A 15,455-nucleotide genomic window follows, 5' to 3' on the forward strand; every position below is an offset into this window, starting at 1 on the left:
ATGCTAAGAAAAATACCCAAATGGAATCTCGTTCTCTTCCTTATCTTGGTCACAGAAATTATCATTTTTGGTTTACTGAACCCTAGATTTTGGAACATACATGTTCTATTAAATAGTTTTAATGATTTTATTGGAATTGCTATTATTGCCTTTTTCGTTACGTTCGTCATTATTACAGGCGGGATTGATATATCTGGTGGAGCGATTATCGGTTTAACTTCTGTTATTGTGGGGATTTTGTCTCAAGTGGCAGGGGTAAATATTTGGGCTGCTGTTCTTTTGGCTGTAGCAGCTGGCGGTCTATGCGGCTTGTTGAATGGTGTCCTCATTGCTTATGCAAGAGTGCAGGCGATGGTTATTACCCTTGGCGGGATGCTTCTATATAGCGGTGTTGCCCTCGTGTTGGTTGGGCTGTCCGGTGCTAGTACGTATGAAGGAATTTCAGGCTTTTCTCAAGGGTTTATTAATCTAGCAAATGGAAAGCTCTTTGGAATTCCTCATTCAGTGTTCATTTTCTTAGTATTGTTGGTATTTGCATATCTTCTGCTCCATCGTACGAGATATGGAAGATACATTTATTTAACTGGGATAAACCAAAATTCTGCTGAGTACTCGGGTATTGACACGAGGAAAATTATTACAAGTACGTATGTTTTATCAGGGCTAAGTGCAGGTGTTGCTGGGGTGATTCTAACCTCGTACCTAGGCAGTGCGCGTGCGGATTTTGGTGCAGAATATTTAATGCCAATTCTCACTGCTGTTGTATTAGGAGGAACATTAATAACAGGCGGTAAAGGGGGTGTTGTCGGTACTGCTCTTGCAAGCATCATCATCGGTTTTTTGAAACTTGGCTTACAAATGGGGGGCATTCAAACGCAATATATCGGATTAGCTACGGGGTTACTATTGATTATATCAGTTGCGTTCTTAGGAGTTCCGGATTTCAAGTCCAATATAAAACGATTAGTTACGATCAAAAAGGATAGAGGGGGCAAACTAAATGCGTAAATCAAAGTTTTTCAAAATATTAACCGGTGTGGCACTTTCAACTCTTATTTTGGCAGCTTGCAATAGTGAGGATGCTGGAAAAAAAGCAGATAAAGATCCTAGTGATGTTGAAGTAGTATTTATCCCCAAAATGACTGGAAATGCTTTCTTTGAGTCTGGGAATGATGGTGCCCAAGAAATGGCCGAAAAAATTGGGTTTAATGTTAAATATGATGGGGCACCTGAAGGAACAGTTGCCAATCAAGTACAAATCATTAATAGTGCTGTCAATAGTGGTGCAGATGCAATCGCCATTTCTTCTGTATCTTCGGATGGTCTCAATCAAGCATTACAAAAGGCGCTAGATGCGGGTATCAAAGTTGTTACATGGGATTCCGATGTAGATCCGAAATATCGATCTGTATATATTAATCAAGGCACACCTGATATTTTAGGAGCGATGCTGGTCGACATGGCTGCGGGTCAGCTGGATAATCCTGACGATGCACAAAAGGTAGCTTGGTTCTACTCAAGTCCAACGGTTCCTGACCAAAATTCATGGGTTGATTATGCCAATAAGTATATGAAGGAAAAATACCCTAAATGGGAAGTAGTAACAACGCAATTTGGTGAGGGGAATGAGCAAAAATCCTTACAAGTAGGAGAGAGTATCCTTGATACGTATCAAGATATTGATGTAATTATTTGCCCTGATTCCACTGCTCTCCCTGCAATGGCACAAGCTGCACAAAATAAGGGATTAAATAAAAACGATGTCATTATTACAGGTTTTGCATCACCAAACTCAATGAGACAATATATTGAAAATGACACAATCGAAAATCACGGGTTATGGGATGTAAAAGATCAAGGGGCTTTAGCGGTGTATATTGCTTACCATTTAGCATTAGGGAATGAACTTAAAGTTGGGGATGTTCTTGATGTACCTGAGCTTGGTGAAGTAAAGGTTGAGCCAAACACTGTTCAGGGTTATGACTATGAAGCAGAGGACTCTGGAATTATTGTATTACCTGAACGAATTGTATTTACGAAAGAAAATACGCAAGAGTTCAATTTTTGATGCACACAAATCTGTTTTATAAATGTGAAATTTACTAGATTACTAATTAGGGAAGGAAGATGAATATGGCAGATATTATTGGAAATAAAGCAGCGAAAAATTTTGCAGAGAGTATTCCTTTTGCAAATAATGGAGACTTCCATGTGAAGGGTGCTGCAAATTTAGATTGGGGAATGAAAGACAGACTATCAAGAATTTTTAACCCGAAAAGTGGAAAGACGGTCATGCTTGCATTTGATCATGGCTATTTCATGGGACCTACATCTGGGTTAGAGCGTTTAGATATTCTAATTCCTAAACTGGCAAAACATGCAGATTGCTTAATGGGAACAAGGGGTGCGATTCGAAGCAGCGTACCGCCAAGATTTAATAAATCGATTGCCCTTAGAGCTTCTTCGGGTTCAAGTATATTACAAGATGATTTAAGCCGTGAATCGATGGTTGTTGATATCGAGGATGCTATCCGAATGAATGCAAGTGCAATAGCGATCCAAACATTCATTGGTGCGGCTGGGCAAAAAGAAACGATAGAACAATTGAATAAGGCAGTGAATCTTGGAACAAGATACTCCATTCCAACAATGGGTGTCGTAGCAGTGGGGAAGGAAATGGAGCGTACAACTCAATTCTTCCTATTAGCAACAAGAATGCTAGCGGAATTCGGAGCTTCTATCGTCAAAACATACTATTGTGATGACTTCGAAAAAGTTGCTTCGGCTTGCCCGGTCCCGTTAGTAGTAGCAGGCGGTAAGAAAATTCATGAAAAGGATGCGTTAACTCTAGCGTACAGATCTGTTCAAGGCGGTGCAGCGGGGGTTGATATGGGAAGAAATATTTTTCAATCGGAGTTTCCTGAAGAAATGATAGAAGCCGTTACAAAGGTTGTACATGAAGGATACACAGACATAGAAGCATATGATTATTTCTTAAATTTAACAAATGAGAAGCATAAAATGTAAATATTGTTATAGTGGCAGTGGGAAAGGGAAAAAGGACCTTTGTCCCGCAAGACGTAATATTGTTCAGCCTCATTCACATAAAGCTTCTACTTAAATAAGGTAGGAGCTTCACTTTTTTTAGTCAGGCAAAAACTATTAATGGAGGGGAATAAAATGGCAAAGGTTGCTTTTTTGCTAGCACCAGATTTCGAGGATTCTGAAATGAAAAACCCGTATGAAGAAATGAAAAGGGCAGGCCATGATACTGTTATTATCGGCAATGAAAGTGGAGTTACATGCACGGGTAAAAAAAGGACCGTATCGTATGTGACGGAAGTGGCTGCTTCTGAAGTAAATGCAGATGAGTTAGATGCAATAATCATCCCTGGTGGAAGTGCACCCGAAGAATTGAGAGTAAATCAGGATACAGTTCAACTTGTAAAGCGTTTAAATGAAAGATCAAAAGTTATTGCTGGAATCTGCCATGGTCCACAAGTGATGATCAGTGCCGATATCCTTAAAGGAAAGGAAAGCACAAGCTACATTGGTATCCGTGACGATGTCATCAATAGCGGAGCAACCTATCTTGATAAAGAAGTCGTTGTAAGCGAGAATATTATCACTTCTAGAACACCAAAAGATGAACCTGCTTTTATTCGAGAAATTTTAAATAAATTATTATAGAAAGAGATACCTGACCTTCGACAAACACTTTCTTAAATTGGAGGGAGTACCAAAGTGGAATTAGTTTCGATGAAAGAAATGCTGCAGAAGGCTTTGAAGAAAGGGTATGCAGTTGGTCATTTTGACATTCATAATCTTGAATGGACTCAAGCTGCTTTAAGTGCTGCTAAAGAGGAAAACTCACCTGTTATACTTGGAGTAACGGAAGGAGCAGTGCGCTATTTTGGCGGATTTTCTGTAGCTGCCGCAATGGTGAGAGCATTACTGAATGAAATGAATATCACTATTCCAGTCGCGCTTCACTTGGATCACGGGTCTAGCTTCGAAAATTGTAAAGCGGCTATTGATGCTGGATTTACTTCAGTGATGATTGACGCATCACACCATCCTTTTGAAGAAAATGTGAAGTTAACACAAAAGGTTGTTAAATACGCTCATAAACGAGGGGTAACAGTTGAAGCTGAATTAGGCAGTATCGGAGGTTATGAGGAGGGTGTCGCTGCTGGTACGGAAAATTCAATTTATGCTGATTTAAATGAATGCGTGGAGCTTGTAAAGCAGACAGGAATTGATTCTCTAGCACCAGCACTTGGTTCTGCTCATGGTCCATATAAAGGTGAACCTAAATTAGGGATTCAAGAAATGAAAGCGATAAGTGAAGCAAGTTGTGTACCTCTTGTTTTACACGGTGGTTCTGGCCTTCCGATAGACCAAATCAAACAATCGATTTCCGCAGGAACAGCAAAAATTAATGTCAATGCAGATAACCACCTCGCTTTTTCAAGAATCATCAGAGATATCTTCAATCAAGATCCCCATATTTATGATGCTAGCAATTACATCGCACTCGGTCGCGAGAAAGTAAAAGAAACGATCAAAAAGAAAATACACTTGTTTGGATCGGCTGGGAACGCTTAGCTGGACGAATAAAAGAGCATCTAACTATTAGTAATAATTAGATGCTCTATCTGAAAAAAACTATATCGTTAAAATATTTATTTTAAATTTCCTTCTCAATTAATTCTTTAAAGAATCCAATGTTTTCATCAAAAGACGGAACTATTTTTTCATCTTCCGCCTGTTTGACTAATCGTACGACCAAATCATTAAACGGGGTACGAATACCGGTTTCTTTCCCTTTAGCAGTTACAACGCCATTGATGAAATCAATTTCAGTCTGTCTTTGCTTTTCAAGGTCTTGCAGCATGCTTGCTTTTAAAAGGGCTTGCGGTTCAAAAATCTTCTTAGCTAAACTGATAACATTCGGTAAGTTGCTTTTATCCTCATGTAATTTAAAAACTCCCACATGAATGCCGGCTAGCTCTGTAAATTCCACCCCTGATGCACTTCCTGCCTGTAATGTTTCATCAGCGAGCATCACAGCGCTTGTTACGGCTATTTCATTTTTTAGAATATCCCCGTATGTACAGCCTAGGGCAGCAGACATGCCGCTCATTGCCACGTTAATGAGTAATTTCGACCATTTTGTTCCTACTAAATTAGTAGAAATGACGGTGCCCCCAACTAGATCTAATACCTCTTTCAGGTTGTTAATCCGTTCTGTTATTGTTCCATCTAATTCTCCAATTTGAAAAGCATTATTTTTGAAAGAATCCACTGCCGTTGTTAACGCGGATACACCAGGCTTTTCCCAAGTAGCGCCAAATTCAACTGACCCGCCAATTACCCGATTCTCACCTAATGAAGATACTAAAGATTCTTCTGGAACGCCGTTTTGCAGCGAAAGGACGATGCTATTTTCTGTTAAAAAGGGCTTTAAGTTAGCCAATACCTCTTTATTAAAAACCTGTTTGGTTAATAATAGAACAAGGTCATATGCTCCGGTCATTTCTTCAGGTGTTAACGCCTTTACTGGGACATTTTCTTTAATCGTCCCAATGACAGCAGCACCATTTTCATTCAGTGCCTTCACATGCTCCTTATTCACATCGATTAATTCAACATGTTCCTTCCCTTTAGAAAGAAACGCGCCAATGATAGTTCCTAAAGATCCAGCTCCCATGATTGCTATTCTCATAATTAAGCATCCTTTCCTATAAAACTTTCATTATAAATTGGTAGAATAGTGCTTTTATAATAGAAATTATATCGAAATAGGAATATTTGTTCAAACAAATATTCCCTGATTAGGTAATTTATATTAATATAAGGACATTACTACTATAATTTTCCTTAATAATGAGAGGGAGTTCGTAATGATAAAACAAGACAATTATAATACTCAAAGGGTGCACAAAGTTAATTTAGTACTGTTAACAGCTCTAGTTTTTCTTATTGTCGTTCCAATTACTGTTGAAAGAGGCGTTTCTGATAGTGCAGGAATCATTGTTGCAGGGGCTTTAGTACTTCTTTTATCAGCTGTAAACTACTTCTTGCCTATACCTGAATATCTGAAGGGGCTCTTTTTTGCCTTGCTTCCGAACATAGTTGTGGTAGCTCTATTCAACTTAGATGGTTTTGCTCTGAATAAGCATTATTTAATTTTATTAACACTTGCGATGGTCACTCTTTATTTGAAGAAGGAATTAATACTTGTATTTAGTTTAATCGTAAACGCAGCTTATATTTCAATGTATATGTTCAATCCATCGGGGCTATTAGGAAGTGAACAGGGGTTAAAAGCATTTATTACCGTCTTTTTCATTGTCAATGGAATTATGTGCGCGTTCTTTTATATTTCAAAATGGGGAAGAGATCTCATTGAGGAATCTTATAAGAAGGAACTTGAGGCAAAGAATTTAGTAGAGAAGTTAAAAGTTACGTTTTCTTCTATAGAAGAAGGTACAATAACATTAGAAGGCAATATCAATCATTTTCATTCAAGTATAACTACGATCTATGAATCCAGTCATCATATCCTCGACTCTGTTCAGGAAATGGCTGCAGGGATACAAGAGGAAGCGAACAATATCAGTCATGTGAATGAATGGATGGGGAATTCCCTGCAAAAGGTTAATCATACGATTTCCATTTCCGAAGGGATTGTGGAAAAGTCAGATGAGATGAATGGAAAAGTACAGGATGGCTGGAATAAGATCAACCAAGTAACTAGCCATATGGAAACAGTTAATTCTGCCATTAGCACGACTGCTTTAACAGTTACAGAACTGCAAACAAGCCTTGAAACAGTCAATACATTATTAGAAGGCATTAAACAGATTGCAGATCAAACGAATTTATTAGCACTTAATGCTGCCATTGAATCAGCTCGTGCAGGAGAGCATGGGAAGGGCTTCGCGGTAGTAGCGGATGAGGTGAGAAAACTAGCAGAGCAAAGTGCAAATATTACTGTTTCCATAGCAGATGTTACAAATACGCTCTTCCATAAGTCAAAAGAAGCACAAGTAAAGTCTATTGAAGGTGAACATGCAGTGATGGAAGGGCAGCATTTATTAAATGAGGTTTCATCCTTCTTTTCTGAGATAAAAGATTCGTTCCAAGAAACAAATGCAGAACTTTCTAAGGGAATGGAAGAAGTTAAATCAGCGACAGATAATTTTACACATATTCAAGAACAAATTGAAAATATCGCTAATATTTCAGAAGAAAATTCGGCTTCCACTCAGGAAATAGTGGCAACACTAGAAGATGAACATCATCTAATTACTTCAATTAATGAAGCGGTAACCGAATTAAATCATGTAAGCTTACAATTAAAAGAGTTGGTAAATGGGGACAAAGGTTTTTCGGGCAATCAGTCAGGACAGTAAGCTTGTCCCCTTATCCGAGAAAGGTGGATTATGGTGGCAAAAACAATTGTAGAAAAACTAAACCTGCAAAAGTATCAAAAGGCAGCTGTTTTAAACTTGCCGGAAGGAGCGGATTATCTAGCGGAATTGGCGGATTATGACAAAGAGCTTGCTGATACATATGATCTTATCTTTGCATTTGTGCTGGATATGGAATCCTTACAAAGCGTTGTAAATGATGTAATTCAAAACAATTACTTGAATAAAAATGGGTACATCTTCTTGGCTTATCCAAAAAAGGGCAATAAAGTATACCCGACTTTTATCCATCGTGATGATTTGCTAGCGGGGTTAGGCGCAGATGAAGATGGGTATGTGGGCGCAAGCAATATTAAATTTGCCCGTATGGTCGGGCTGGATGATATCTTTACGGTTGTCGGTTTAAAGGAAGATTCCAAGGGTAAAAACAGTGTATCAACGAAAGCAAGTCAATGTGTGGACGATTATATTGAAATGATTCCTGAAATAGAAAGGGATCTTCAGGAACGTCCTGATTTACTAGCCTTCTATCAATCCCTTACTCCGGGATATCGAAAAGACTGGGCTCGCTATGTATATAGTGCGAAACAGGATGCAACAAAGGCGAAACGCCGTGAGGAAATGAAGGAGATTTTAGAAAAGGGTTTTAAGAGCAGGGAGTTATATCGGGCAAATAAAAAGTAATCTACTCTTTATATACTGCACAAAAAGGCTGCAAACATTAGCGGAAAGTAATTTAATCCGTTATAGTTTGCAGCCTTTTTACTAGGGAAGAAAAGAAATTTATATACAGTAATTCCAAAATGTGTATAATGTTAATTATTAATTATTTAAATTTTTAGAAAATAGGGAGGGTTATATGAAAAATCGAAAATGGCTGGCAATGATTGTCCTATTAGTAGTGTTTATTCTTGGTGCTTGCAGTTCAAAAGAAAGTGATTCCCAGGCTGTAGGGAGTGAAGAGGGCACAGACATAGTAAGTAAAGAGCAAGTGCTGAAGGTAAATAATTTTACAGAGCCATCCTCTCTCAATCCTAGTTTGGCTACAGATGTTTGGTCATCCAACATCCTTTTGCAAACGTTTGAAGGACTTACCCGTATTAATCAAAAGGGTGTGCCTGAAAATGCCATGGCTAAAGACATTGCCGTATCTGATGATCTTCTGACATATACATTTACGCTAAGGGATGGTGCAAAGTGGTCAAACGGAGACCCGTTATCGATGCACGATTTTGAATATGCGTGGAAATGGGTGTTAAATCCCGAGAATCTGTCACAATATGCATATCAATTATTTTATATAAAAAATGCGGAGGCTGCTAATAAAGGCGAAATATCTCTTGATGAGGTAGGCGTGAAAGCAGTGGATGAAAAGACATTGGAGGTTACACTGGAAAATCCGACACCTTTCTTTTTAGAGCTTACAGCTTTCTATACGTATTTTCCAGTAAACAAAAAAATCGCTGAAGATAATCCAGATTGGGCTAAAGAGGCAAATGAGAATTATACTTCAAATGGCCCCTTTAAGATGACGAATTGGGAGCATCAAAATCAAGTCATTCTTGAAAAAAATGAGCATTACTGGGATAAGGAAAGCGTCACTTTAGAAAAAATCGAAATGGTAATGTTAAATGATTCTAATACAGAGCTTAACATGTTTAATTCTGATGAATTACATTGGGCAGGTGCTCCGACAGGCAGTTTGCCGCTTGAAGCCATTCCTGCCTTACAACAAGAGGGAACGCTAGAGGCTGCACCAACAGCTGGTACGCATTGGTATGAATTTAACACAAAGAAAAAGCCTTTTAATAACGTAAAAATTAGAAAAGCGCTAGCATATGCAATTGATCGACAGTCTATTGTTGATAATATTACACAAAGTGCAGAAATCCCAGCAACCGCGATTGTTCCAAATTCGATGATTCCGGAAAATGAAACGGGCTACTTCAAGGATGGGGATATGGAACAAGCAAAAGTGCTTTTAGAAGAAGGACTGAAAGAAGAGGGATACTCAGGTGTAGAGGAGTTACCACTCATTACTCTTTCTTATAATACTGATCCAGCCCAAGCAAAAATAGCGCAAGCTGTTCAAGATATGTGGAAAACAAATTTAGGAATAAATGTAGAGCTTAGTAATAAAGAGTGGGCAGTTTATTATGAAGGAATTATCAATGGCGATTTCGAGGTTGCTCGAATGGGGTGGACAGGGGACTTTAATGATCCAATTAACTTCCTAGAAATTTTTAAAACGGATGCTGGGAATAACCATACCGGTTGGATGAATGAAGAATATGCTTCCTTGCTCGATCAATCAGCTCTTGAATCGGATCCAAGTAAACGAAAGGAGATATTCAAGCAAGCAGAGGCGATTATCATGGATGAAATGCCGGTCATTCCCTTTTACTTCAAAACAAGTGTGTACGTAAAAAAGGACAATCTAAAGGGTGTATATGTCTCTGGATTAGGCAATGTTCAGTACAAGTGGGCATACTTTGAATAATGATCGGTAAACGTTAGATAAACATGAAAGCTGTCAGTTTGAGGGAATCCTTATTCCACTAAAGTTGGCGGCTTTTATTTATATAAAATAGGGGATGCAAATTTGCATCCATATCTTTTCAATTCGATTTCCCAACTGTAATTGCTTGGTATTTCCACAAGATCTCTTCAATGAAAGGAAGTTGACTGTTTGCACATTGAATGATGACGGCAATTTCAGGTGTATTTTTCGTTTTCTTCGAGTGAGATTTTCCTTCATTCGGAAAATAATATAAGGCATATCCAATGGTGAATCCAATAAGTGCACCAAGAAGACCGCAAATAATTGGTCCTAAATACAGTGTAAATCCGACACTGGCACCAATCACTGCACATCCTGTACCACTTGCCATGCCAATTTCGAATGCGTTTGAGTGGATATTTTGTGTTCTTCCTGGGATCTGAATGGGTGAAGGCTTATCATCCATAAATATGATAAGGATCTGATCTTTTGAAATAGAGCTATTCTCTAATACAGTTAATGCTTGCTCTAATTCTATCGATTGTTCAAAGGTTCCAATAATAATCATATAAATTACACCTGCTTATGGAAAATAAAACATTCATCTTTCCTGTAACGATTGGTAAGATATTGACGTTGTGCGATACGATAAAGTTTATTATGTTCAATCGTTGTAGTATAGGCATGAAAGATGGCTCCACCCATAACAGAAGGCATGAATAATAACCAATGCTGCTGCAGAATCAAGTTTGATGCATGGAGATTCCCTAGCATTAATTGTAAAAGGGACTCGTGAAGCCTTGATAAATATAGATAAATCCACCACCAAATCATCGCATAAAATGCTAATCCAAACCGGTGAACATATAGCTGCCCTAATCCCGGAAATAGAAAAGAGTAAAAAGCGCCAACGATTGGTTTTTTCCTATCTAAAAATTGAACTTCGGAGAAGTAAATTCCTATACGCGGGAACTGTATATTTTTTAAGAAGGCTATATCATATATTTTATTTTGGTAAGTGGCCAGGCGATAACTATCCCAAATGGTTATCATATAAATAATAAGATAGCCGAAAGCCCACTTAGGCTGAACAACTGATTGTGCAAGTTCAAACTTCCCGCAAAAGGAGTAAATCATTGCATCATTAATGTGAGCAAACGTATTAGTAAAAACCTCAGATAGTGATAATAAGGTTGCTCTTATGTAGTGGTTAAGAAAATAATGCCCAAAACCAGGAAAGACAGCAGACCACCAAGCAATCATAAGGGGATTTTGCTTTTGAAGATGCGTGATTCCAAATACACTCATTTTTGCAAGAGAAGGGTCGTGTTCATTCATCATTATCAGATCACCTCTTACGGAAGTGGCTTTTACCTGAAGATGTAACACTTACTGTAATATTTGTTAAAAATTAACATTTTATTCAAGTGTAATCTGGGACAACCTTCTATCAATAATCCCTGTAAGAAGAATAAGTAATAATGATAAACAAACATAGTACATTTGATCCCACCAGACTAAGCTATGAAGTAGATCCAAGCTGATTAGAACTTGATCCACTGTGTACATAAGTACACCAGTTAATGCATATTTTACCCATTTCATTTTCCAGTTGACCTTAATTATTAAGCAATAATAAAGGGTCGCACATAAATAGAATATCGCTGCCAAAGCAATGGAATCCCTTCCTTGATCTTCAAACCAGCCAGGTGTATACACTCGATTTGACAAAAAGATAATTGGAAGAATTTGGAGGCTGCAAGATATGGAGCCTATAATTAAATAGAGCTGCAAAAAATGCTTGATTTCATTTACAGGATGTACGATCCAATTGCGGAATATATATGCGGTAGCAAAGTAGAAAGGGAGTCCAAATCCCGTATATGCTAATCTCCACCAGTTGTGTGAATAGATATTCAACTTTAAAAATAGCCATTCAATTCCAACAAATAATCCCGAAAATAGGAATAACCAAATCCAGCTTAGGTGAAAAGTTGCTATCAAAGTAGCAATAACAGGCAAGGCAAATGCGTTTGAAGCAAATGCACCTAGATTATTATCATAAAAGGAATTGTGTTTTATAAAGTTTGGGTTATAATCATAGCTTCCTAAAAAGTTAAATATGACGGTTTCAATAATAAATCCAAACCCAATCATTGTTAGTAATAGGAAAAGGGATTCTGTATTTCTTTTTTTCAATAATATAAAACAAAACGTGATAAAGCTTGAAATAATAAGGGCTAGAAACCAATATGAATTATACACACTGATCACTCCGATAAACCGAGAATATATATAATATGTACAAATGCTTGGATAGTATTCAGCAACTGCAAAAGGTATTAGTGTAAAAATATAAATAGAGTCGAGGTGGGAAAAGGATGGCAAGAGAAATAACAGAACAAGTAGATATATGTGATGGGAAAGGCCGTTTAGCTCAGGATAGCATTGGCTGGGCAAGGCAGCCGCTGTTTAATTGCAATGTGTCGGGGAGTTTCCTGCGGAAGAAAAAATGGAATTATTGGTGTATAACAAGCCCAGAGTTATTGTTTTCAGTCACAATTTCTCATTTAGATTATGCCGCTGTAGTATTTGTTTATGTGCTAGATTTACAGAGTCTTAGGTTTCAGGAAAAGACAACTCTTGTTCCTTTTGGATTTGGCTGCAGGATGCCTGATAAGGTGAATGCCTCCGTAGAATTTGAGGGAAAGCAAATGACTATTTCTTTTGATGAAAAGGGAGATTCCACACGTATTTTTGTTCAGTGTCCGCATTTCAGCGGAAAAGAACAGCCGTTGGTTGCGGATGTATTAGTTAATCGGCCTTACGGGCATGAATCGGTTAATGTTGTGGTCCCTTGGAGTGAAAAAAGATTTCAGTTTACTTCAAAGCAAACAGCACTTCCTGCAGCTGGAACAGTCAATTGGAATGGGAAAGAATACATATTTAAAAGCAATAAAGCCTTTGGCTGCTTGGATTTTGGCAGAGGAGTCTGGCCCTATCATTCGACATGGAATTGGGCGCAAGCTGCGGGGATTGTCAATGGAAGAACGGTTGGCTTCAATTTTGGCGGTCAATGGACAGATGGAACGGGACAGACTGAGAATGGGATTGTTGTCGACAGCAAGCTTAGCAAAATCAATGAAGATATTATTTGGGCGTATGATAGCAGCAATTATATGAAGCCTTGGACATTGAAAACAGATGGGACAGATCAAGTACTTCTAACTTTTCAGCCTTTGTTCGAGAGAAAGGCGGCAACAAATGCATTCATTATTCATTCAGCTGTTCACCAATTGATTGGTACATTTAACGGCTATATTAAAACGAATGAGGGGGAAGAAATAATAATTGAGTCTCTTGTAGGATGGGCAGAGGATCATAGGGCAAGCTGGTGAATAATCTAGTCCTTTGGTAGCAAGTTCCAATTTTGTTGAGTTGACAGAATTGGCTTACTACTGTAGGATAATGAATATAATTTAATAAGACCTCATCTTGACTGATGAGGTAGAGGCGCGGTATTTAATAGTCTTTAGCGGAGCTTGAGAAGCTAGGATGCTAGAGAGAAGGAAATGTCGCCGAAGCTTGCAATATTCTCAGTATTGCTTGCTGGGTCTGCAGTTAAGAGCTGCAGGACTGTCTCAACGAACTTACCCGGTTTGTTGAGTTGTGCTATCTCATGTAGGGAAAGAAGAGGGATTTTGGGGCAAACTATAAACGTTGCGACCTGAGTTCATCTCAGGTCGCTTTTTGTTTTTAGTAAAATGCCTAAAGGCAAGAGGTCAAGCATATATTAGACTATTAAATCAAATAAATAGGGGGAAAATAGCATGAAGAAAAAACTATCATTATTTTTAGCGATATCTCTTTCAGCCATTATTTTATTAGCAGGCTGCGGAACAAGCGGTGATTCAGATAAGAAGACAGGAGGGTCAGGATCATCATCGGAAAAAGATACGTTTAAAGTAGGGCTTGAAGCAGGCTATGCACCATTTAACTGGACACAAATGGATGATTCAAACGGTGGCGTAAAAATCGACGGCAACGCGGAATATGCAGGTGGGTACGATGTGGAAATTGCCAAGAAGATTGCTGAAGGCTTAGGCAAAGAGCTAGTGATTGTTAAAACAGAATGGGATGGACTTGTACCATCATTAACTTCTGGGAAAATTGATGCAATAATTGCAGGGATGTCACCGACAGCAGAACGTAAAGAGACAATTGATTTCTCTGATAACTATTACAAATCGGATTTAATTATGGTTGTTAAAAAAGGCGGAAAATATGAGGGCGCAACTGCTATCCAAGACTTTAAAGGAGCAAAGGTAACTGCGCAGTTAAATACATTCCACTATTCTGTCATTGATCAAATTGATGGAGTGGAAAAAAAGCCAGCAATGGATAATTTTCCAGCTATGCGGGTAGCACTTGAATCAGGCGTAATTGACGGATATGTTTCTGAACGTCCAGAGGGAGTTAGTGCATCAGCTGCAAATGATAACTTCGCAATGGTTGAATTCACTGAAGGATTTAAGACGTCTGAGGATGATACGGCTATCGCAGTTGGCGTTGCAAAGGATAGTGAGCTAACAGCAAAAATCAACGAAATATTAGCTGGTATTTCTGAGGAAGAACGCATCAGTATTATGGATGCTGCAATCAAAAATCAGCCAGCTGCAGAATAATGGTTTGTGAAGCCGGCTGCATCAGAATAATGTAGTCGGCTTCCATGTTTAAGGGGAGGATACGAATGGATTTAAGTTTTGAATGGATTATAAAAATTATTGAAACAAACTGGCCGATGTTTCTGCGCGGAGCAGGCGTAACCCTCTTGATTGCATTGATCGGAACCATTTTTGGAGCATTGATCGGGTTATTGGCAGGCATCATCCGCACCATTCCAATACCTGAAAGAGGAGCGAAGAGAGGCTTCTTAAAATTCATTAATATCATTCTTTCTATATATATAGAATTTTTCCGCGGTACACCAATGATTGTACAGGCAATGGTTATCTTTTATGGTTCTGCGGCAGCATTTGGCTGGCAAATGAACCCGATTATTGCAGGGGTTGTTATTGTAGCAATCAACACAGGTGCATATATGGCTGAAATTGTCCGCGGGGGAATTATTTCAGTTGATGCTGGACAATATGAAGCAGCCCAAGCCATTGGAATGAATCATGTTCAAACAATGACTCATGTAGTGATGCCGCAGGTTATTCGCAATATATTACCAGCAACAGGCAATCAATTTATCATTAATATCAAAGATACAGCAGTTTTAAGTGTCATTTCCGTTACTGAGTTATTCTTCCAAACGAAAACAGTGGCAGGCAATAACTTTAGATATTTCGAAGCATTCTTTATTGTATGTATCATTTATTTTATTTTGACATATGCAGTCACTTTAATTCTTCGCTATTTTGAAAGAAAGCTGGATGGTCCAGATAATTATACAGTCGTAGGCAGTCACGCTCAGATGGATGCAGGAGAACATAAAGGGATTGGGCAATAAT

At 38.4% G+C, this 15,455-nt stretch carries 15 protein-coding genes and 1 riboswitch; of the genes, 11 read left to right on the forward strand and 4 right to left on the reverse strand.

All coding sequences use genetic code 11. The features are described from left to right. The 5 genes from ASU02_RS00610 to fba all read left to right on the forward strand — a co-directional run bounded on the left by ASU02_RS00610 (position 1) and on the right by fba (position 4,608). Positions 1-1,008, forward strand: a complete 1,008-nt coding sequence (locus ASU02_RS00610) for an ABC transporter permease (RefSeq protein WP_057759878.1) — start codon at positions 1-3, stop codon at positions 1,006-1,008. Next, complete coding sequence (lsrB, locus tag ASU02_RS00615; RefSeq protein ID WP_057759881.1) at positions 1,001-2,068, forward strand: autoinducer 2 ABC transporter substrate-binding protein LsrB; 1,068 nt, start codon at positions 1,001-1,003, stop codon at positions 2,066-2,068. The genes ASU02_RS00610 and lsrB overlap by 8 nt, the downstream gene beginning before the upstream one ends. Before the next feature lie 65 nt (positions 2,069-2,133). Continuing rightward, positions 2,134-3,027 (forward strand): 3-hydroxy-5-phosphonooxypentane-2,4-dione thiolase, encoded by an 894-nt coding sequence (gene lsrF / locus ASU02_RS00620; protein WP_057759884.1) that lies wholly within the window; start codon positions 2,134-2,136, stop codon positions 3,025-3,027. Positions 3,028-3,180: 153 nt separating this feature from the next. Beyond that, positions 3,181-3,690, forward strand: coding sequence for a type 1 glutamine amidotransferase domain-containing protein (locus ASU02_RS00625; protein ID WP_057759886.1), 510 nt, complete (start codon positions 3,181-3,183; stop codon positions 3,688-3,690). Positions 3,691-3,744: 54 nt separating this feature from the next. Continuing rightward, positions 3,745-4,608, forward strand: a complete 864-nt coding sequence (gene fba / locus ASU02_RS00630) for a class II fructose-1,6-bisphosphate aldolase (protein ID WP_057759889.1) — start codon at positions 3,745-3,747, stop codon at positions 4,606-4,608. Positions 4,609-4,690: 82 nt separating this feature from the next. On the opposite strand, the gene ASU02_RS00635 is transcribed toward fba, so the two are convergent. Then, positions 4,691-5,728: a ketopantoate reductase family protein gene (locus ASU02_RS00635; protein ID WP_057759892.1), complete on the reverse strand. Its 1,038-nt coding sequence runs from the start codon at positions 5,726-5,728 to the stop codon at positions 4,691-4,693. A gap of 178 nt (positions 5,729-5,906) precedes the next feature. Here ASU02_RS00635 and ASU02_RS00640 point away from each other — a divergent pair, with 178 nt between their 5' ends. The 3 genes from ASU02_RS00640 to ASU02_RS00650 all read left to right on the forward strand — a co-directional run bounded on the left by ASU02_RS00640 (position 5,907) and on the right by ASU02_RS00650 (position 9,939). Next, the gene (locus ASU02_RS00640) at positions 5,907-7,421 is read left to right on the forward strand and encodes a methyl-accepting chemotaxis protein (protein ID WP_232426106.1); all 1,515 of its coding nucleotides are present in this window, start codon (positions 5,907-5,909) and stop codon (positions 7,419-7,421) included. Between the two features lie 30 nt (positions 7,422-7,451). Then, a complete protein-coding gene (locus tag ASU02_RS00645; protein ID WP_057759895.1) occupies positions 7,452-8,123 on the forward strand; it encodes a YdeI/OmpD-associated family protein in 672 nt (223 codons plus the stop codon). Between the two features lie 175 nt (positions 8,124-8,298). Further along, a complete protein-coding gene (locus ASU02_RS00650) occupies positions 8,299-9,939 on the forward strand; it encodes a peptide ABC transporter substrate-binding protein (RefSeq protein ID WP_057759897.1) in 1,641 nt (546 codons plus the stop codon). A gap of 118 nt (positions 9,940-10,057) precedes the next feature. Here ASU02_RS00650 and ASU02_RS00655 read toward each other — a convergent pair whose 3' ends face one another. The 3 genes from ASU02_RS00655 to ASU02_RS00665 form a co-directional block, all read right to left on the reverse strand. Beyond that, positions 10,058-10,507: a hypothetical protein gene (locus ASU02_RS00655; protein WP_057759899.1), complete on the reverse strand. Its 450-nt coding sequence runs from the start codon at positions 10,505-10,507 to the stop codon at positions 10,058-10,060. 5 nt (positions 10,508-10,512) lie between these two features. Next, positions 10,513-11,280, reverse strand: a complete 768-nt coding sequence (locus ASU02_RS00660) for a hypothetical protein (RefSeq protein ID WP_057759902.1) — start codon at positions 11,278-11,280, stop codon at positions 10,513-10,515. Positions 11,281-11,358: 78 nt separating this feature from the next. Next, positions 11,359-12,204, reverse strand: a complete 846-nt coding sequence (locus tag ASU02_RS00665) for a hypothetical protein (RefSeq protein ID WP_057759905.1) — start codon at positions 12,202-12,204, stop codon at positions 11,359-11,361. Positions 12,205-12,320: 116 nt separating this feature from the next. On the opposite strand from ASU02_RS00665, the gene ASU02_RS00670 reads away from it, so the two are divergent. The 3 genes from ASU02_RS00670 (at position 12,321) to ASU02_RS00680 (ending at position 15,454) form a co-directional block, all read left to right on the forward strand. Further along, a complete protein-coding gene (locus ASU02_RS00670) occupies positions 12,321-13,337 on the forward strand; it encodes a DUF2804 domain-containing protein (protein ID WP_057759908.1) in 1,017 nt (338 codons plus the stop codon). Between the two features lie 102 nt (positions 13,338-13,439). Next, positions 13,440-13,622, forward strand: a riboswitch (Lysine riboswitch). A gap of 147 nt (positions 13,623-13,769) precedes the next feature. Further along, positions 13,770-14,624: a transporter substrate-binding domain-containing protein gene (locus tag ASU02_RS00675; RefSeq protein WP_057759910.1), complete on the forward strand. Its 855-nt coding sequence runs from the start codon at positions 13,770-13,772 to the stop codon at positions 14,622-14,624. Positions 14,625-14,689: 65 nt separating this feature from the next. Continuing rightward, positions 14,690-15,454 carry an amino acid ABC transporter permease gene (locus ASU02_RS00680; protein WP_057759912.1) on the forward strand — a complete coding sequence of 255 codons (765 nt, stop codon included), beginning with the start codon at positions 14,690-14,692 and terminating at the stop codon, positions 15,452-15,454. Position 15,455 lies beyond the last annotated feature (1 nt).

This window comes from Cytobacillus praedii (assembly GCF_001439605.1).
In the GTDB taxonomy this organism is placed as follows: Bacteria; Bacillota; Bacilli; order Bacillales; family Cytobacillaceae; genus Cytobacillus; species Cytobacillus praedii.